General features: G+C 31.7%; 14 protein-coding genes and 1 riboswitch. Of the genes, 11 read left to right on the top strand and 3 right to left on the bottom strand.

Annotation, left to right across the window (positions count from 1 at the left end; all coding sequences use genetic code 11):
• The first annotated feature begins 205 nt into the window (after nucleotides 1-205).
• A riboswitch (Lysine riboswitch) is annotated at nucleotides 206-388 on the top strand.
• A gap of 138 nt (nucleotides 389-526) precedes the next feature.
• Entirely contained in the window at nucleotides 527-1,906 is a 1,380-nt protein-coding gene (locus C3E90_RS03800; protein ID WP_236914307.1) for an APC family permease, read from the top strand.
• 12 nt (nucleotides 1,907-1,918) lie between these two features.
• Nucleotides 1,919-3,517, top strand: coding sequence for an amidohydrolase (locus C3E90_RS03795; protein ID WP_236914306.1), 1,599 nt, complete (start codon nucleotides 1,919-1,921; stop codon nucleotides 3,515-3,517).
• A gap of 73 nt (nucleotides 3,518-3,590) precedes the next feature.
• Here the strand turns inward: C3E90_RS03795 and C3E90_RS03790 are convergent, their stop codons facing one another.
• Complete coding sequence (locus C3E90_RS03790; RefSeq protein WP_236914305.1) at nucleotides 3,591-4,655, bottom strand: M42 family metallopeptidase; 1,065 nt, start codon at nucleotides 4,653-4,655, stop codon at nucleotides 3,591-3,593.
• A 166-nt stretch (nucleotides 4,656-4,821) separates the two neighbouring features.
• Here C3E90_RS03790 and C3E90_RS03785 point away from each other — a divergent pair, with 166 nt between their 5' ends.
• From C3E90_RS03785 to C3E90_RS03750, 8 genes are all read left to right on the top strand, one after another.
• On the top strand, nucleotides 4,822-6,849 hold the full coding sequence (locus tag C3E90_RS03785) for a sigma-54 interaction domain-containing protein (protein ID WP_236914304.1): 2,028 nt from the start codon (nucleotides 4,822-4,824) through the stop codon (nucleotides 6,847-6,849).
• A 196-nt stretch (nucleotides 6,850-7,045) separates the two neighbouring features.
• Nucleotides 7,046-8,005, top strand: a complete 960-nt coding sequence (locus C3E90_RS03780) for an ABC transporter permease (protein WP_236914303.1) — start codon at nucleotides 7,046-7,048, stop codon at nucleotides 8,003-8,005.
• 2 nt (nucleotides 8,006-8,007) lie between these two features.
• The gene (locus C3E90_RS03775) at nucleotides 8,008-8,904 is read left to right on the top strand and encodes an ABC transporter permease (protein ID WP_236914302.1); all 897 of its coding nucleotides are present in this window, start codon (nucleotides 8,008-8,010) and stop codon (nucleotides 8,902-8,904) included.
• 17 nt (nucleotides 8,905-8,921) lie between these two features.
• Nucleotides 8,922-9,905 (top strand): ABC transporter ATP-binding protein, encoded by a 984-nt coding sequence (locus tag C3E90_RS03770; protein WP_236914301.1) that lies wholly within the window; start codon nucleotides 8,922-8,924, stop codon nucleotides 9,903-9,905.
• On the top strand, nucleotides 9,906-10,868 hold the full coding sequence (locus tag C3E90_RS03765; RefSeq protein WP_236914300.1) for an ABC transporter ATP-binding protein: 963 nt from the start codon (nucleotides 9,906-9,908) through the stop codon (nucleotides 10,866-10,868).
• A gap of 113 nt (nucleotides 10,869-10,981) precedes the next feature.
• Nucleotides 10,982-12,538 carry an ABC transporter substrate-binding protein gene (locus C3E90_RS03760; RefSeq protein ID WP_236914299.1) on the top strand — a complete coding sequence of 519 codons (1,557 nt, stop codon included), beginning with the start codon at nucleotides 10,982-10,984 and terminating at the stop codon, nucleotides 12,536-12,538.
• A 51-nt stretch (nucleotides 12,539-12,589) separates the two neighbouring features.
• Nucleotides 12,590-13,351: a creatininase family protein gene (locus C3E90_RS03755; protein ID WP_236914298.1), complete on the top strand. Its 762-nt coding sequence runs from the start codon at nucleotides 12,590-12,592 to the stop codon at nucleotides 13,349-13,351.
• Between the two features lie 75 nt (nucleotides 13,352-13,426).
• Nucleotides 13,427-14,254, top strand: coding sequence for a hypothetical protein (locus tag C3E90_RS03750; protein ID WP_236914297.1), 828 nt, complete (start codon nucleotides 13,427-13,429; stop codon nucleotides 14,252-14,254).
• A 138-nt stretch (nucleotides 14,255-14,392) separates the two neighbouring features.
• Here C3E90_RS03750 and mnmA read toward each other — a convergent pair whose 3' ends face one another.
• On the bottom strand, nucleotides 14,393-15,505 hold the full coding sequence (gene mnmA, locus C3E90_RS03745) for a tRNA 2-thiouridine(34) synthase MnmA (protein WP_236914296.1): 1,113 nt from the start codon (nucleotides 15,503-15,505) through the stop codon (nucleotides 14,393-14,395).
• Between the two features lie 226 nt (nucleotides 15,506-15,731).
• Between mnmA and C3E90_RS03740 the strand changes: the two genes are divergently transcribed.
• A complete protein-coding gene (locus C3E90_RS03740; protein WP_236914295.1) occupies nucleotides 15,732-17,843 on the top strand; it encodes a stalk domain-containing protein in 2,112 nt (703 codons plus the stop codon).
• Nucleotides 17,844-17,907: 64 nt separating this feature from the next.
• Here the strand turns inward: C3E90_RS03740 and C3E90_RS03735 are convergent, their stop codons facing one another.
• Nucleotides 17,908-19,464, bottom strand: a complete 1,557-nt coding sequence (locus C3E90_RS03735) for an FAD-dependent oxidoreductase (RefSeq protein ID WP_236914294.1) — start codon at nucleotides 19,462-19,464, stop codon at nucleotides 17,908-17,910.
• Nucleotides 19,465-19,509 lie beyond the last annotated feature (45 nt).

The raw sequence follows: 19,509 nt of genomic DNA, 5'->3' as shown, positions 1-19,509 counted from the left end.
ATCTAAAATAAATTATTTAAAAATTAGCAAATCATAATTATTAGAAAAGGATGTCTATTCCTTGCTATCAATGACTTGAAATATTATAGTAGATGTCATTCGCTCTTTAAGAATATGTAGTCAAGCATATTTTCATTTCCACTTGACAATATTAAAACTTAATGCTATCATATTACAAAACTTAATAAAAATCCTCATCCTCAACGGGTGAGGTAGAGGCGCGATTGCTAAGAGTAACTATATTAAGGTCGGAAGCCAATGATATATAGGGAAAGGAGTAATCGCCGAAGTGTCAGATACCAAAATCTGATGCTGGGTTTACATCTAATAGATGTAGAACTGTCATCATTGTATTTGCCCGATACTTTGATGTTGAGCTATCTCACTGTGGGCCAGAAAGGGGAGAGGAATGTCTTTAGCTTTGCTATACATTGAAGCACTTGACAAGCCTGTCAGGTGTTTTTTTATATTTTTGAAAGTATAATAAATTTCAATTCATAATAAAAATATAGGAGGTAGAATATTGATGGATCATTCAGAACAATTAATTAAAACAAGAGATACAGGTTTTAAAAAGGAAATTAGTTTATTTGGTGGAGTTAGCATCTTAGGTGGAATAATGGTAGGCTCAGGAATTTTCTACTTAGGTTCATATGTGTTAATGAGAACAGGTATGAGTTTAGGTTTAGCTTTACTAAGTTGGGTTTTAGGCGGTTTAGTTTCACTATTAGGGGGAATTTGTTATGCTGAGTTAGGTGCTTCAGATCCTCGTGCTGGGGGTATGACCGTCTATTTAAATAAAGCTTATTCTCCCATAATTGGTTTTTTAAATGGATTTACCAGTTGGTTAATCGGTGGTCCTGGATCCATTGCTGCTATAGCAATTGCCTTACCAAGCGCTTTAACTGCTATTATTCCCATGGGGGAATGGACTATTAAAATTGTGGCTATAGGATTAATAGTTGGCTTAACCATTGTAAATTATTATGGTGTTAAATTTGGATCTAAGTTACAAAATATTTCTATGGTTGCAAAACTAATCCCGATTGGAATTATTATGGTACTAGGACTTTTATTTGGCAAAGTATCTCCTGATTTAAGTTTAACCCCTAAAACAGGAGATGTAAGCTTTGGAACCATTATTAGCATGATAGCCTTTGCAGTAGTTGCTAGTTTATGGGCTTATGAAGGATGGACTAATTTAAACACTGTAGCGGAGGAATTAAAAGAACCTAGAAAAAACTTACCTCTTGCTATTATTGTCTCTATAGTTTCAATTACAGTTTTATACACTCTATTTAATTATTCTATATATAGGGTTATACCTTATAATGAAATTGAAAGTTTAATAGCAAACAACGAGTTCTATTTAGGAAGTTATGCAGCAGAAAGGTTAATGGGGAGATCTGGTAGTCTTTTAGTTGTTATAGGAATGGTAATTGCAATGTTTGGAGCTTTAAATGGATGTATATTAGCCTTTCCAAGGATGTATTATGCAATGAGTATAGAAGGTCATTTCTTTAAAAGCTTTGGTAAATTACATCCTAAATATAAGGTACCTTATGCTCCATTAATTGCACAATGCTTAATATCCATTGTATTAGTATTATTTAGAAACTTAAATCAATTAACTTCTTTAGTTGTATTTTCTGGGATGCTATTCAATACTTTAGGTGTATATGCGGTAATAATTTACAGAAAAAAATTCCCAGATTTAAAAAGACCTTATAGAGTAATTGGTTATCCTATTACAATAATCCTAACAACTCTAATATTTATAGGACTTATGGTTAATACATTTATTGAAGACCCTATAACTTCATTAATAGGTTTGTTGGTTCCAGTCATTGGTATATTATTTTATCTTTATTTTAATATAAGAAATAAGAATACAGAAGAAGTATAAGGAGATGATATTTTGAGAACAATTTTAAAAAATGGTAAAATTTATGTGGAAAAAAACAATTTCCAAGAAGCTATTTATATTGAAAATGGTATGATAAAACAAGTTGGTACCAATGAAGATATTCTAAAAAATTATTCTGACAATATAATAGACCTTCAAGGGAAAACTGTTTTGCCTGGCTTTAATGATAGTCATATGCATCTTGCATCTATAGGTGCTGCAATGACTTCCTGTAATTTAACCACTGCCAAATCAATAGCTGAAATTATCCAACTGGGTAAAAATTTCTTAGAAGAAAATGAAGGTTTAACTGTTTTATATGGTCGAGGATGGAATCAGGATTACTTCATTACAGGTGAAAAACGCCTGTTGAACCGATTGGATTTAGATAAAATATCTATGGAAATTCCAATAGTATTTGATAGAATATGTGGACATGTTTCAGTAGGAAATACAAAAGCTTTAGAAGTACTAGGTGTAGATGGAAATACTGTTATAGATGGAGGAACAATTGAACTAGATAGCGAGGGGAATCCTAATGGTATATTTAATGAAAATGCAATTCGTTTAATACAATCAGTTATACCTGAAAAAGACGATAAGGATAGGGAAGAGGAATTTTTAAAAGCTGCTAATTATGCTTTAAGTGTTGGCATAACTTCTATCCAGTCCTGTGATATCACAGGCAAGGAATCCCAAAACATGTTTAATATTATTCATAATATCTATAATAACCAAAAAACGAAATTAAGATATAGTCATCAATTTAACTTTCAGGATATAGATGATTTGAAGTATTACCTAGAAACAGAATACAAAACAGGTCAATATGACGAGAAATTCTTATCAAAAGGTGCATTAAAATTGTTTAAAGACGGTTCCCTAGGTGCTAGAACTGCATTGATGTTAAAGGATTATGAGGATGCTCCAAGTACTAAAGGAGTGTCAGCATTAACCGATGAGCAGTTACAAGAGTTATGTAATTTAGCAACAGAACATAAAATCAGAGTAGTAACTCACGCAATAGGCGATGGTGCTGTAGAAAGCCTCATTAATGCTTATGAAAAAACTATGAAGGATGGGAAAAATAACCTTCGTCATGGAATTGTACACTGTCAAATTACCAGCATGGAACAATTAGAAAGAATAGCTAGATTGGATATACCAGTTATGTATCAACCTATTTTTTTAGACTATGACCTTAAAATCGTAGAAGCTCGTGTTGGGAAAGAGTTGTCAAGTACCTCTTATGCCTTTAATACCTTATATCAATTAGGGGCTCCAATAAGCTTTGGTACAGATTCCCCCGTAGAAGATTGTAATCCATTCCCTAATATTTACTGTGCAGTAACTAGACAAGGAATAGATGGAAATCCTATAGGTGGTTTTTATCCAAAAGAGAAAATGGAATTACAAGATGTTATTGATGTCTATACAATTGGTAGTGCTTTTAATGAATTTAAAGAAGATTTTAAGGGAAGGCTAAAACCAGGTTATGTAGCTGACCTAATTGTATTGGATATGGATATATTTACTATAGAAGAATCAAAAATTAAGGATATTAAAGTTGAAAAAACTATGATAGATGGAGAGCTTGTTTATGAAAGATGAATAATTAAGATAATAGGGTGTGTATAGAACAGAAGGCACACCCTATTACTTTAAGGGGAAGGCTATTAATATATTAAAATGAATTGATTATATCACTATTAAGATTTTTAATTATTTCCACAGCAAGTGATACAGTATTTTGAAAATCTTTAAAAGATGCATAACAGTGGTGAGTATGTACATACCTAGTAGGTATACCAAGAACTAGAGTAGGTACGCCTTCATTTGAAAGATGTATCTTACCTGCATTTGTACCTCCAGCTACTCTCACTGTATTTTGACATGTTATATTATTTTTATTTGCAATACTTTTTGCAAAAGTAATAAACCTATGATGAGATACATAAGAATTATCTCTATGTCTTATTTGTGGGCCATAATTAAGTCCTGATTGCATGGTGAATTTATCAGTATATATATCATCAGCTGGGCTTCCTTCAAATACTATAGCTATATCTGGTTTTATTGTATTTGAAGTTATTTGGGCTCCCCTTGTTCCAACTTCTTCTTGTGCTGCTAATGCGCCTATTACATTGATTGATAAATTTTTATTTTCCAGTTTTTTAAGCGCTTCTATTACAGCTGCACATCCTAATCTATTGTCAAATGCTTTACCCATCATAATTCCACTTTTTTCATTATATTCAAAATCTACAAATGGAACTATAGGAGCTGCCACATCTATTTTAAATTCGTTTATTACTTCATTTCTAGAAGTAGCACCTACATCTATTTGCATATCCGATATTTCTAATTTTTTTTCTCTTTCTGCAGCTGTCATGAAGTGTGGTGGCTTGGATGTAACTATTCCTTTTACATATTTTCCTTCTGTAGTTTTTATCATCACTAAATGTGCAGGAATATTATTTACAACCCATCCACCTAAAGGAATAAAATTAATAAGACCTCTTTCGTCTATGGATTGAACCATAAAACCTACTTCATCTAAATGAGCGTCTAACATGACAGTCATTTTGTTATTATCTCTTTTTGCTAAATTTAAGTAGCAATTCATCATAGAATCTTTTTTAAAGGAGAGATTGCCTTTGTAATTATTGACTACTTCTAAAACATTATCTTCAAAGCCTGGAGCTCCATAACAATTAGATAAATCTTTTATCATATTTATTGTTTCCATATTATACCTCCTATATTGTGGTTAATAATATTTCATTCAAGATACGTGCCAACTTATTCAATTGAAAATTATTTCACATTCGACAAAAAAACTGTATAATAAATATAATACGACAAAATAACACACTGTACAATAAGTTATTGTTAGTAAAATAAGGAGGAAGCATATGCAAAAGAGTATTTTAGTAGTTGCAACAAATCATTCCACAAAAGACGCTATGTACAAGCACCTTTACAATATATTTCATGAATATGTAACCTTAGATAGTTGCTTGATGTCAGAACTGGATGAAGAAAAAGAAAAAAAATATGATTTGATTATTCTTCCAAGCCAACCAAATGAAAGGACACCAAATAGATACATAGGAAATGAAAAGGTTATATATTCTCATAGAACTTTTGATTATAAGAAGATAGATGGAGCATTCGATTTAGAGCCAAATTCAGATGTATATTTTGTAAATGATAATGAATATGTAGTGGAGGAAGCTATGCAGCAGTTAAAGGATATGGGTGTAAATTATATCAATTTGATACCCTATTATCCTGGTTGTAAAGTAGATAAAAGTATTACAAATGCTATTACTGCAGGAGAAGCTCAGTATGCACCTAAACATATTAAAAGGATTATAGATTTAGGAAGTAGAGTTCCTAATATATCAGATATTAGTGAAATTGCATATAAACTAAAATTACCAATTCAATTAACTAATTCTGTTACGCAAGATTATCTTAAAAGTTTTGCTAATGTAGTTAAAAATTCTAATAATCAACTAAAAAAGTTATATGTCACACAACTAATACTTAAAAATGTTTTCAATAATATTGAAGAAGGAGTTTGTCTTATAAATGATAATTGGACTGTAAAGATGGCAAACAATAAATTTGGGGATATTTTATGCCTTTCCGATGTAAATATAATTAACAAAAATTTAACAGATATTTTCAATGACAGTGATATTAAGCTTGAAATAGATGAAGTTCTTAAGGATAGTAAAATTGTTAAGAATAGAAATAGGAAAGATGTGCTCATCATTAGCTATGAAGTGTATGGATTTAAAGAAAAATCCTATTTAATACATGTGAATTACACGGATAGTATTAACAAAAAAGAGTTTATCGTAAGAAAAAAATCTGATTATAAAGGAGTGCTAAAAAAATATTCCTTTAAGGATTATATTACTGAAGATAAAGCTACATTAAATATGATTGAGAAAGCAAAAAAAATATCTAAAAACAATTCATGTGTTTTAATTCAAGGTGAGAGTGGAACAGGAAAGGAAATAATCGCCCAATCAATACATTATAATTCTTCAAGAAAGAATTACCCATTTATTCCAGTGAATTTTGCAGCTATCCAACCAAGTCTTTTAGATAGTGAACTATTTGGATATGTAGAAGGTTCTTTTACAGGAGCCAGTAAGGGAGGCAGCAAAGGACTTTTTGAAATGGCCCATAAAGGTACTATATTTTTTGATGAAATAGGTGATGCGCCATTAAGTTTTCAAGTTAGATTATTAAGGGTATTAGAGGAAAAGGAAATAAGGAAAATAGGAAGTTTTGAAAGAATACCCATAGATGTAAGATTTATTGCAGCAACAAATAAAAACTTATTTGAAATGGTATCCAAAGGTACATTTAGAGAAGATTTATTTTATAGAATTAATGTAATGCCCATAGACACTATACCTATTAGACATAGAAAAGGTGATATACCCTTAATTTTTAACCATTTTATAAAAGAATATTTTAATGATAACGATATGGAGTTAAAGGACATATGCACAGATGAGGTAATAGAATATTTTATGGAATATAGTTTTAGAGGAAATGTTAGGGAAATTAGAAACTTAGTAGAGTATTTTTCTTGTATTAAAGGTGCGAAAAAGATAAGTTTATCTGAGCTTCCCAAATATATGACAAAAGTAGGTTTAGAATCTTCTAATGCAATTACAGAATATGAATATAACATACTTAATATTATAAATGATAATCCAAAGATAGGTAGATATAAAATTCATGAGATTTTAAAAACAGATTACAAGAGTATAACTGAAAGCAAGATTAGAACTATTCTAGAAAATTTGCAAAAACACAAATATATAGTGATTAATAATACTAGAGGAGGAAGTGAAATTACTTTCTTAGGAAAAATGATTATCGATAATATTCAGAACAAATCCTCCATTAGGTGATTATGAATTTGGTTAATTAACCTAATGGAAGGTAGATTTATTAAAAATATATCAAAAAGCAGTATATAATGCAAAAATACAAATATAAAACTATATTTTATATCACGGAATGTGGCACGGATTTTGCTATTATTATACCTAATAGGATATTGTCAAATTTAAATATAACAAAAATTGATAAAAAAGGAGAATACTTATGCACAAGTACATATTAAAAAGAATTTTAATGCTAATCCCAGTTTTAATAGGAGTTACTTTCTTAGTATTTTTTATAATGGCACTTAGACCAGGTGATCCAGCTGTTATTATTTTAGGAGATGGTGCAACAGATGAAGCTGTAGCACAATTAAGAAAGGAATTATCGTTAGACGATCCTCTAATCGTAAGATATGGAAAATATATGAAAGATTTACTTAGAGGTGACATGGGTGTATCCTATAGAAATCAGCTAGATGTTAAGGAGCAGGTTTTAGACAGATTTCCTAACACTGTACTTCTTGCTGTAACAGGTATGGTAGTAGCTCTACTTATAGGAATTCCTGTAGGAATCCTATCTGCAAAGAAACAGTACACGCTTGTAGATAGAATTTCTATGGTTGGTGCGCTAATAGGAGTGTCTATGCCAAACTTTTGGTTTGGATTAGTTGTAGTAATGTTTTTTTCATTAAGGTTAGGCTTATTACCTTCTTCTGGTATGGGTGAAGGGTTTGTAGAAATGTTAAAGAGTTTAGTTCTTCCAGCTTTGACCTTAGGTACTGGTGCTGCAGCAACAGTTACTAGAATGACAAGATCCTCTATGCTGGAAGTTATAAGACAAGATTATATAAGTACAGCACGTTCAAAGGGAATTAAAGAATCTCAAGTTACCCATAGACATATGTTTAAAAATGCTCTTATACCAATAATTACAGTTGTAGGGCTACAATTTGGATATTTGCTTGGAGGCGCAGTTCTTACAGAAACAGTATTTTCTTGGCCAGGTCTAGGAAGATTTATGGTGGAAGCAATTAAAACTAAAGATACACCAGTAGTACTTGGAACGGTAATATTTATGTCTGTAGTTTTTTCAATTGTTAATTTAGTAGTTGATATACTATATGCATTTGTTGATCCACGAATTAAATCTCAATATAGCACTGGTAAAGGAGTGAAATAAATATGAATACAAACAAAGAAGCAAAGGGGACAAAGCAAAGAACTCTATGGCAAGAAGCTTGGAGAAGATTTAAGAAAGACAAAGCTGCTATAGTAGGAGTTATATTTTTATTGATATTAACTATACTAGCAATTGTTACGGTATTTATTGATATTGGCACTGATGGGAGAATATATAATGAATATGTAATTAAACAAGATTTAAGAAATAGATTAGAACCACCAAGTATTAAGCATCCTTTTGGATTGGATGAATTTGGTAGGGATATGTTATTTAGGATGATTTGGGGAATTAGATATTCTTTGTTCTTAGGAGTATTAGCAATATTTGCATCTGTTTTAGTAGGAGGATTATTAGGTGCAATTGCTGGATATTATAAAAAAGCAGACAATATAATTATGAGATTTATGGATATATTACTAGCAATACCTTCTATATTATTAGCTATAGCTATAGTTGCAGCATTAGGACCAAGTGTTACTAATTTGCTCATAGCAGTATTAATATCTTATGTACCTACATTTGCAAGGATAGTAAGAGCGTCTGTCATGACTCTTAAAGATGAAGAATTTATAGAAGCAGCTAAGGCAGTAGGAGCAAGTGATATTAGAATTATATTTAAATATATAATACCTAATTCATTAGCACCTATTATAGTACAAGCTACATTGGGAGTTGCAGGGGCAATACTTAATATTGCAGGATTATCTTTCTTGGGTTTAGGTATAGAACCACCTACTCCTGAATGGGGTGGAATGTTATCTAACGCAAGAACGTATATAAGAGATTCGTGGCATATAACTTTGATTCCAGGCATGGGAATTATGTTAACAATATTAGCACTTAACTTAGTTGGCGATGGTTTACGTGACGCATTAGACCCAAGGCTTAAAAACTAGGATTAGGAGAGATGGATATGAATAATATATTAGAAATAAAGGATTTAGTAATACATTATGAAACAGATGAATCTGTTGTAGAGGCTGTTAACAAAGTTAATTTGAAGCTTGCTCAAGGTGATACATTGGGTATAGTAGGAGAAACAGGAGCAGGTAAAACTACTCTTGCTAAAGGTATAATGGACCTTATACCAGATCCTCCCGGAAAAGTAAAGGGTGGACAAATATTTTATAATGGGGAAGATTTATTGAGTTTTACAGAAGCAGAGATGAGAAATGTAAGAGGAAAGGAAATATCTATGATATTTCAAGACCCTATGACATCTCTTAATCCAGTAATGACCGTTGGCGACCAAATAGCAGAAGTAATACAAAATCATAATAAAATATCTAAAAAAGAATCTGATAAAAGAGCTAGGCAAATGCTTGAACTTGTAGGAATACCTGCTGATAGGTCGGGAGAGTATGCTCATCAGTTTTCAGGAGGGATGAAACAAAGGGTAATAATAGCTATAGCACTTGCTTGTAATCCAAAGCTTTTAATAGCTGATGAACCTACCACTGCATTAGACGTTACTATACAAGCTCAAGTTTTAAGTATGATGAAGGATTTAAAAACAAAATTTAATATGTCTATGATACTTATAACTCATGATTTAGGAGTAGTTGCACAAACTTGTGATTATGTAGCTATAATGTATGCAGGTGAAATAGTAGAGTATGGCAAAATTAGAAAGATATTCAAAAATACTAAACACCCATATACACAAGGACTATTTGGTTCGATACCTAGTTTAATAAAAAATGTAAAGAGGCTTACTCCTATTAATGGACTTATGCCAGATCCAACAAATTTACCAAAAGGCTGCAGTTTTAGTGATAGGTGTAAATATGCAACTGATTTGTGTAGAGAGCAAAATCCTGCTATTTCAATAGTTGATGAAGAACATTATGTCAAATGCTTTATTAATGAAGGGAAAGTAAAGGCGGAGGTTAGGTAGATGGCAGATAAAAATGAAATATTAAAAGTAAACAATTTGAAAAAATATTTTGATACACCAAGTGGTAAATTACATGCAGTGGATGATGTATCTTTTAGTATATTTGAAGGAGAAACTTTAGGCATAGTAGGGGAATCTGGATGTGGTAAATCCACCATGGGACGAACTATATTGAGATTGATTGAACCTACTGACGGGGAGATAATATTCGAAGGGGAAAATATAACAAATTGCAATCGTCAAGAAATGAAAAAGTTAAGGAAAGAGATGCAGATAATTTTTCAAGACCCCTTTGCTTCATTAAATCCTAGAATGTCTGTAAGTGAAGCTATTACAGAACCATTGCTTATACAGGGAATCTATCATAAAAAAGATAAAAAGGGAATTACAAAAAGAGTTAAAGAATTAATGAATTTAGTAGGATTAGCTGAAAGACTTATAAATACATACCCTCACGAGCTAGATGGAGGTAGAAGGCAGAGAATAGGTATAGCAAGAGCTCTTGCACTTAATCCTAAGTTTATAGTATGTGATGAACCTGTGTCTGCACTAGATGTATCTATACAGGCACAAGTACTTAATTTAATGCAAGATTTGCAAGAAAAATTAGGTCTTACTTATATGTTTATAACCCATGACCTATCTGTTGTAAAACATTTTTCCAATGATATTGCAGTAATGTATTTAGGGCAATTAGTAGAAAAGGCTCCAGCAGATAAGTTGTTCAAAAGCCCTTTACATCCATATACTAAAGCATTATTGTCTGCAATACCAGTTCCTGACCCTGATTATAGTATAGATAGAATATTACTAGAAGGTGAAATTACTTCACCTATAGATCCAAAGCCAGGTTGTAGATTCGCAAAAAGGTGTATTTATGCAAAACCTGAATGTGTTGGTGAAAATCCAGAATTGATAGAAATAGAAGAAGACCATTTTGTTGCATGTTATTTAGTTAAATAGTTATATATAATCTTTTTAAAGATTTGTATATATATTGTAAATAAAACACAAAGGTGATTGCAAAATTATTGCAGCTTAAAATCTAGCAATCGTCTAAAAAAGGAGGAAAAAAAATGAAGAAAATATTAGTATTATTGCTTGTGTTATCAATGATATTAACTGGATGTAATGGAGGGAAAAATAATGAACCTTCAAATCAAACATCTACAGGTGATGAGGAAACATCTGAAAAAGTGCAAAAGGATACTTTGATTTTCGCACAAGGTGCAGACGTTACCTCTTTTGATCCACATGTTGGAAAAGAAACACCAGCTATTACAGTTACAGACCAAATTTTTGATACTCTTACTAGTACAGATGATGATATGAATGTTCAACCTGGTATTGCAGAAAGTTGGGAGCAGTTATCAGAGACATCCTATAAGTTCAAACTAAGAGAAGACGTTAAGTTTCATAATGGAGAACCACTTACTGCAGAAGATGTAAAATTTTCATTAGACAGAGCAGTAGCTTCTAGTTATGTTTCTTATATAGTTAACTTTATATCAGATGTAGAAGTAGTGGACGACTATACAGTAATTGTAAATACTCATGAACCATATGCACCTATTCTTATGAATTTAGCTCACCCAAGTACTGGTATAGTTTGTAAATCTGTGGTAGAAGATGATCCAGATTCTCTTAAGGTTAAACCTATTGGAAGTGGACCATATAAGTTTGTAGAATGGAAACAAGGAGATTCAGTTAAACTCGAAGCATTTGAAGATTATTATTTAGGAGAGCCACCTACTAAGTATGTAGTTATGAGAGTTATACCTGAAAATGCTCAAAGAACTATTGCTTTAGAAACAGGTGAAATTGATATAGCTTATGATTTATCAGCGAATGATATTGATAAAGTTAAAGAAAACGATAAATTGGATGTATTAACTACAAAAACATCATCAGTAGGATATATTTCTTTTAATGTTGAAAAAGCACCATTTGATGATGTTAGAGTTAGACAAGCAATTGCACATGCAATAGATAAGGAACTAATAATAGAAACACTTTTATATGGACAAGGTGCTGTTGCTAATTCTGTAATATCAGAAGTAGTATTTGGTGGAGTAGAAGGACTTGAAGGATTAGAATATAATCCAGAAAAAGCAAAAGAATTATTAAAAGAAGCTGGAGTAAAAGAAGGAACTGAATTTACAATATGCGTAAATGACAATCAAGTGAGAATAGAAACTTGTCAGGTAATACAAGGATTACTTAATGATATTGGATTAAATTTAAAAATAGAAGTACTTGAATTTGGTGCTCTTATCGAAAAAACAACTAAAAAACAACATGATTTAGCATTCTTTGCTTGGGTTACATCTACATCAGATGCAGACTATACATACTACCCATTATTCCATTCAAGTATGCATGGTGCACCTGGTAACAGAAGTTTCTATAGTAATCCAGAAGTTGATAAATTAATAGAAGCTGGTAGAACTAATTCTGATTATGCTGAAAGAGAAAAAATCTACAAGGAAATTGCAGAGATTTTAGCAGAAGAAGTACCATCATTACCTATATTCTTCCAAAACATGAGTGTAGGAATTAATAAAAATGTAGAAGGATTTAATATTAATCCTATTGGATACCATAAATTACACACTGTAAAAGTTTATGAATAAAAATAATTAAGAATTATTTTATTGTATTAATAAAAGAAAGGATATGTATTAATGAGACTAGCACATATTTCTTGGAAAAAAGCAGAAAAGTATTTTGAGAATAATGACACTGTAATTATTGCTACAGGTAGTATAGAAAGCCATGGTACACATATTGCCCTTGGTACAGATACTCTTATTCCAGATAAAATTTTAGATATGATAGAAGATGATCTTGATGTAATGATTGCACCAACTGTTCCATATGGGGCATGTGACAGCTTAAAGGAATTTCCTGGGACAATAAGCTTGTCAGAAGAAGGCTTATATATGATTATGAAAAAAATAGTAGGTAGCCTTGTTAATCATGGTGCAAAAAAATTTGTATTTTTAAATGGCCATGGGGGTAATATATCAACCTTGAACAAAATATGTCTTGAATTAGACTCTATTAACTGTTTAGGTACCATAGTAAACTGGTGGTTACTTGCAGGTGAACTTAATCCTGAGTGGAAAGGCGGTCACGGAGGAGCAGAAGAGACTTCTGGAGTGATGGCTGTAAACCCTGATTTTGTAGATTTTGATGCTATTGAGCCTATGGCATTAAAAAATGTTTCTGATTCTTTACAGCAGATAGCTTTTTCTACTGTAGATTTTAAAGGGATTAAAATGAGTATACCTAGAAATATTAAAACCTTTACTAATAATGGATGGATTGGACCAGATCATCCTAGTAATGCATCTTTAGACTGGGGTGTAGAAATGCTTAAAGTTACATCAAAATTTATAGTAGAATATATAAATGAGTTTAAAAAGATTGAGCTTGACAAGTAGTGTTTTATTTATAAAAAAGCGGCAAAATATTGCTGCTTTTTTATATCAAAGTAAAATATTAAAGGAAGTGTATATATGAAAGGATTGATTTGTGGTGGAATAGCTCCCCATGGATTTTCAGTTGTTCCAGAAATATCAGGAGAAGAATTTGAATTATTTAAGCCTACTAGAGATGCAATGGAGAAATTAGGTAAGATAATAATGAAAAACAAGCCTGATACCATAGTTGTATTAACACCTCATGGATTGAGATTAAGGGAATATAATGCTATATATACAAGTGAATATTGTAGAGGGACTTTAAGTGGTAATGGTAAAACCGTAGCACTCGAGTATAAATGTGATACAGATTTAGCTAAAGAAATTCTTAAAAATGCTGTAGAAGAAAATATTCCATCTGTTGGGTGTAATTTTGGAGCTCTGGATGGAGAAGCATCAAATATTGAGATGGATTGGGGAACATTCATACCTTTATGGTTTTGCAAGGATAAAAACTATAAGCCTGAAATTGTTGTTATAGGACCAACTAGAGAAATATCCTTGGACAAATTAGTTAGATTAGGAGAAATAATAGGACAAGTTTGTCAAAAAAGCGATAAAAAAATTGTACTATTAGTTAGTGCTGACCAAGGACATTGTCATGATTCAGAAGGGCCTTATGGCTTTAGTGAAACTTCAAAGGAATATGATGATATAATATCATCAATAATAAGGGGTAATGATCTTAGCAAGCTTCTAGATATAGATATGGATTTAGTAGAAGAAGCTAAACCTGACAGCTTGTGGCAAATGCTTATTTTATATGGAGCTTTAAAGATAAAACCAATGCATGGAGAATTATTATCTTATCAAGTACCTACATATTTTGGTATGACTGTTGCAAGCTATAAAGCAGTAAAATAGGGTTTAGGAATAATATATGTAAGTTAAAAAGCACTTTTTGATTTATCATCAAAAAGTGCTTTTTAATTTAGCAAGTATAAGATAATATTTTTATACATACATAATAATATTTAAATTTTTATGATGTGCTTTTGTTTTTTACCCTTCATTTAAATGAGCGTATCTCTTATCCAAGGGTTCTATAGATTTTATTATAGAACCACCAAGACATACTTCATCTTGATACAATACAGCTACTTGACCTGGTGTTACTGCTTTTACTGGTTTATCATACATTATATGAATATTTCCGTCTTCTAATATATCTACTGTTACAGGGAAGTCTGATTGCCTATATCTAAACTTAGCTGTACATCTTAAAGGCATCTTTGGAAATCTTTCAAGTATCCATGAAGGAGATTCTCCAATTAATGAAGTGGAATAAAGGGCGGGATGATTTTCACCTTGAGCTACATAGAGTATGTTTTTCTTTAAATTTTTACCAGCTACAAACCAAGGCTCTCCTGTGCCAATTCCTCCTATTCCTATTCCTCTCCTTTGACCCAATGTATAGTGAATTAATCCTTTATGCTTGCCTAATTTATTACCTTTTACATCTATTATATCTCCCTCTTTTGTTAATAGATATCTATCTAAAAATTCATCAAAATCCCTTTCACCTATAAAGCAAATACCTGTAGAATCTTTCTTTTTAGCAGTATATAAATTATTTTTTTCTGCTAATCTTCTAACTTCTTTTTTTTCAAGATGACCTATAGGGAATATTGTTCTAGATAGGGCTTGCTGTCCTATTCTTGATAAAAAGTAACTTTGATCTTTATTTTTATCCTTTCCTCTAAGGAGATAATAATCTCCAGCTCTTTCTTCTACTTGTGCATAGTGGCCCATAGCTATATAATCCGCTTCTAATTGTAAAGCATAGTCTAAGAAAGCATTAAATTTTATTTCCTGATTACACATTACATCTGGGTTAGGGGTTCTTCCCTTTTTATATTCATCCAAAAAGTAGGTAAATACTCTATCCCAATATTCTTTTTCAAAATTTATTGTATAGAAGGAAATGTCTAATTGATTAGCTACCCTTCTTGCATCTGCAGCATCCTCTGTTGCTGTACATACTCCATATTCGTCTTTTTCATCCCAATTTTTCATAAAAAGACCAATTATTTCATATCCTGCTTCTTTAAGCAATAAGGCAGAAACAGATGAGTCAACTCCACCACTCATACCTAAAATTACTCTTTTTTTCATAAATTCCTCCTTAAGTTTATACAAAATCTAATTATGACTCTAATAAATATTATATCATTAATTGTATCAATTATAGCAAATTATATCATATTGTTGAGAATCCTATATATTTAGTTTAAAGGAATTTGTAATATGAATTTAATATATAAGCCATTAAGAAAAGCGATGTTTTAAGGTATAATGTAAATAAGTGAAATTCATCATATAAAAGAAAGGAGTGTAATATTTGAAAGGCAAGATATTCAATATAACCTTATTTACAATATTAGTAATGGTATTGATTTTCTCCCAATGGTTTAGTTTACAACCTTTAGCAGCAAGGCCTATTAGGTTAGTAGTAGATGGAAAAGATATTACTTCATTAACTAGTCCTGTAATAGAAAATGGAAGAACTTTGGTGCCAATTCGATTTGTAGCAGAAGAGCTAGGAGCAGATGTTGATTGGAATGAAAAAGATAGAAGAGTAACCATAAAAAAGGATAATCAATTAGTAAGCATGAAGATAAATAGTCGTTTAGTACAATACCAAGGGGAGGGAAAAGAATATAATTTACTAGATGTAGCACCTAAAATCATTAACAGTCGCACCTTTGTACCTTTACGTTTTGTTAGCAATGCCTTTGGGATAGGTATTGAATGGGATGATTCTAATAGAATAGTCTACGTTGATTCCAGTAAAACATCAGATATGGAGCCATTCTTTGATATAAAAATTTCCACCTTAAATTCTGGACAAGTCATTACTGGGAAAACTGATTTGCAAATAGAACTACCTGATGATAACTTAAAAAATGCAGTAGAGATAAAATATCTATTATTAGACCCAGATACATCGGAAGGATTTGTAATTGCTAGGGGAAGCAAGTTAAGTGATAAATATACTTGGACTCCTAGATTACAGGAAAAAGGTGAGAAGGTACTTGTAGCTGCTATTTATGATGAAAAAGGACAATTTTTAGCTGGTGATGCTATTCATCTTTATTTAGAAATAGTTCCTAAAGTTTCTTTAACTGGAATAGTAGAAGGAGAAACATTAGATAATACAATAAGCTTAGGTGCAGATACCAATTTTATTGTTTCCTATGTAAAATATGAAATTACTAATTTAGATACGGGAAAAACTAAGGTTATTGGTGAAGATGCTCCACTAGACCCATATGGCCTATACAAATGGGAACCCAAATTAAATGAAAATGGCAATTATTCTTTTAAAGTAATTGCTTATGATAGTGAAAATAGAGCTTATGAAAGTGAAAGTATTCCAATAGAGGTTAAAGTCAATCCTAAATTGGAATTATTGGGAGTTTATGATGGACAAACAGTAAATAAACCAGTTAATCTATTGGCTTCTAGAAATTTTGATGTAAGCGGAACAGAATATATATTAAGGGACCCCAAATCTGGAAAAGAAGAGATTATTAAAAAAATACCATATGGAAGTTATAGTTGGTTTCCAGGACCGGAACTTTCCGGTGAAAGGGAAGTATTAGTGAGAGTTGAAGTCTCAAAAGGAGTATTTTATGAAAGTAAGCCAATAAAGATTAATTTAGCAGGTAAACCTGTAGTTCTTTTAGAAGGTGTAGGGCCAAATCAAGTTTTAAGGGATTCAACTAAGTTAAAAGTGAAGAGTAATGTGAACTTAGACAGTGTAAGCTATATCCTAGTAAACCAAGAAACAGGAAAGCAAAAGGTAATAGCAAAGGATAAGAGCCCATTAATTGAACAGGTTTACACTCCTGTAAAAGAGGATATTGGATTTTGGAATATTAAAGCTATTGGTAAATATAAAGGCAAAGAAGTTTGTAGTGAAAACATTCCAATTAGAGTCTACCTAGGAGAAACATTTAAATCTTTGCCAATAATTGAGAAAGATAGGTTCCTTGATTTAGCATCAGGATTAGCTAGAGATTCATGGAGTAAAACAGGAATGTCAGCAGCTTTACAGACAGCCCAATCTATACTTGAAACAGGCTGGGGACAAAGTGTACCCGTAGATAAATATAGTGGTAAACTTTCATACAATCTATTTGGAATAAAGGGCAAAGGTCCTGCAGGCTCAGTAACTTACAATACCTGGGAAGTATATAATGGACAGACCTATTATGTTGACGCTGAGTTTCGTGCCTATAATGGTGTTAATGAAAGCTGGGCGGATCATAAGGGCTTTTTATTGAATTCTAGTAGATATGAACCTTTCAAGGAAGTAATGCATAATAGCACTCAAGGCGCTTGGGCTCTCAAGAGATCAGGCTATGCCACTGATCCAGAATATGCTTTGAAATTGATGAGGATTATAAAACAGTATGGATTAGATAAATTGGATAAAATAGGGATTTAACATTATGAAACCGACTAAATAAATATCAATTTAGTCGGTTTCATTTAAATGATTAAACATAAAATTAAAAATCATCTTTAAATAATTTTTCAATTGTGTTTACACTATTGCCAGCTCTCAATGGTTTCACTGATGGTCCTTCAATTATTTCTCCTTTATAGGTGAACCTTGATCCGTGACAAGGACAGTCCCAGGACTTTTCAGCAGAGTTCCAATTTAATTCACAACCCATATGTGGACAAGTAGTATTTACTAAATGAAGGGTTCCATCTTCATCTCTATAGGAACCAACTCTTTCTCCCTCTATTTTTACAACCTTGCCTTCTCCTGGTTCAATATGAATATCTTTAGGCAATGGAGAAAGTTTTCCATCTAATAGTTGGGCTGCCACATTTAAATTTTCTAGGATGAAGTTTTTAGCCGATGCAATAATATTCTTTCTAGAAGGATTGTATACATCTTGCCATTTACTTTTGCCTTTAACTATCAGATCTCTAAGGATCATAGCGGAGACCATACTATTTGTCATACCCCATTGTTGAAATCCAGTAGCAACATACATATTGGGAGTATCTGATGTGAAATGTCCCACATAAGGTATTCCATCTAAGGTAATATAATCTTGAGTAGACCACCTATATGGGATATCTTCTACGGTAAGGATTTGATTTGCAAAATCAATTAATTCTTGATAGTGTTTTTCCGTGTCTTCGCTTTGTCCAGTCATATGATTGGATCCTACAACTAAAATGAGTTCGCCATCATCAGTATTTTGATAACGAAGGGACCTGGTTGGATTTTCTGCATTTATATACATACCCCCTGGATACTTTTCTTTTGCTTTAATTCCAACGATATAGGATCTAATGGGGAAAATCCTAGAAAAATACATTCCCTGTTTATTATAAAAGGGGTATTGAGAGGCAATAATTACCATCTTAGTCCTTATCTTTTTTCCTTGCTCAGTGGTAATTAAATAATTATTATCTTTAAATTCTTCAATATCTACAGCCCTAGTATTTTCAAATATTTCAATATTATTATGTATAATCCTTGTTAAACCCAACAAATATTTTCTTGGATGAAACTGTGCTTGGTTATCAAAACGGATTCCTGCCTTTATTGGTATGGGAAAAGGTATCTCATTTACATAGGAGGCCTTAATACCCAACCTTGACGCTGCACCAACTTCATCTTGAATTTTTTTGATATATTCTTCATGTTGAGTATAGACGAATGCTGATTGGGGAATATAATCGCATTGGATTTGATTTTCCTCTGCAATTTTTTTAATTTCATGGATGGCTAATTCATTAGCCTCAGCATATTGTTGTGCTAGTTCCTTTCCAATTTTGTTTTGAATTTTATCATATATTAGTCCATGCTGAGATGTAATCTTTGCAGTAGTATGGGCTGTAGCACCTTGGCAAATTTTATCGGATTCAAGGACTGCGATTTTAAAACCTTCCTTTTGTAATAAATAGGCACATGAGATTCCTACTAATCCTCCTCCCACTATAACTAGATCTACATCTATATCTTCATTTAATGTTGGATAGTCTGTAGTAGGTGTGGAAGCTAGCCAGTAGGATTCAGGTAGATTTTTCAAATTAATTGTCATGTTATCCCTCCAAATATAGATAAAACTTCCTGCTAATCTATTTTT

Origin of the sequence: Clostridium sp. Cult2 (genome assembly GCF_021655075.1) — a bacterium.
Lineage (GTDB): Bacteria > Bacillota > Clostridia > Tissierellales > Tepidimicrobiaceae > Schnuerera.
Note: the sequence above shows the minus strand (reverse complement) of the source record. Positions and strands in the feature narration are given on the sequence as shown.

What these genes read in the sequence shown, in the direction of transcription:
- C3E90_RS03775 (WP_236914302.1), top strand. Translation starts at nt 8,008, where the DNA reads ATGAATACAAACAAAGAAGCAAAGGGGACAAAGCAAAGAACTCTATGG.
- C3E90_RS03765 (WP_236914300.1), top strand. Translation starts at nt 9,906, where the DNA reads ATGGCAGATAAAAATGAAATATTAAAAGTAAACAATTTGAAAAAATAT.
- C3E90_RS03760 (WP_236914299.1), top strand. Translation starts at nt 10,982, where the DNA reads ATGAAGAAAATATTAGTATTATTGCTTGTGTTATCAATGATATTAACT.
- C3E90_RS03755 (WP_236914298.1), top strand. Translation starts at nt 12,590, where the DNA reads ATGAGACTAGCACATATTTCTTGGAAAAAAGCAGAAAAGTATTTTGAG.
- mnmA (WP_236914296.1), bottom strand. Translation starts at nt 15,505, where the DNA reads ATGAAAAAAAGAGTAATTTTAGGTATGAGTGGTGGAGTTGACTCATCT.
- C3E90_RS03780 (WP_236914303.1), top strand. Translation starts at nt 7,046, where the DNA reads ATGCACAAGTACATATTAAAAAGAATTTTAATGCTAATCCCAGTTTTA.
- C3E90_RS03785 (WP_236914304.1), top strand. Translation starts at nt 4,822, where the DNA reads ATGCAAAAGAGTATTTTAGTAGTTGCAACAAATCATTCCACAAAAGAC.
- C3E90_RS03735 (WP_236914294.1), bottom strand. Translation starts at nt 19,464, where the DNA reads ATGACAATTAATTTGAAAAATCTACCTGAATCCTACTGGCTAGCTTCC.
- C3E90_RS03800 (WP_236914307.1), top strand. Translation starts at nt 527, where the DNA reads ATGGATCATTCAGAACAATTAATTAAAACAAGAGATACAGGTTTTAAA.
- C3E90_RS03770 (WP_236914301.1), top strand. Translation starts at nt 8,922, where the DNA reads ATGAATAATATATTAGAAATAAAGGATTTAGTAATACATTATGAAACA.
- C3E90_RS03750 (WP_236914297.1), top strand. Translation starts at nt 13,427, where the DNA reads ATGAAAGGATTGATTTGTGGTGGAATAGCTCCCCATGGATTTTCAGTT.
- C3E90_RS03790 (WP_236914305.1), bottom strand. Translation starts at nt 4,655, where the DNA reads ATGGAAACAATAAATATGATAAAAGATTTATCTAATTGTTATGGAGCT.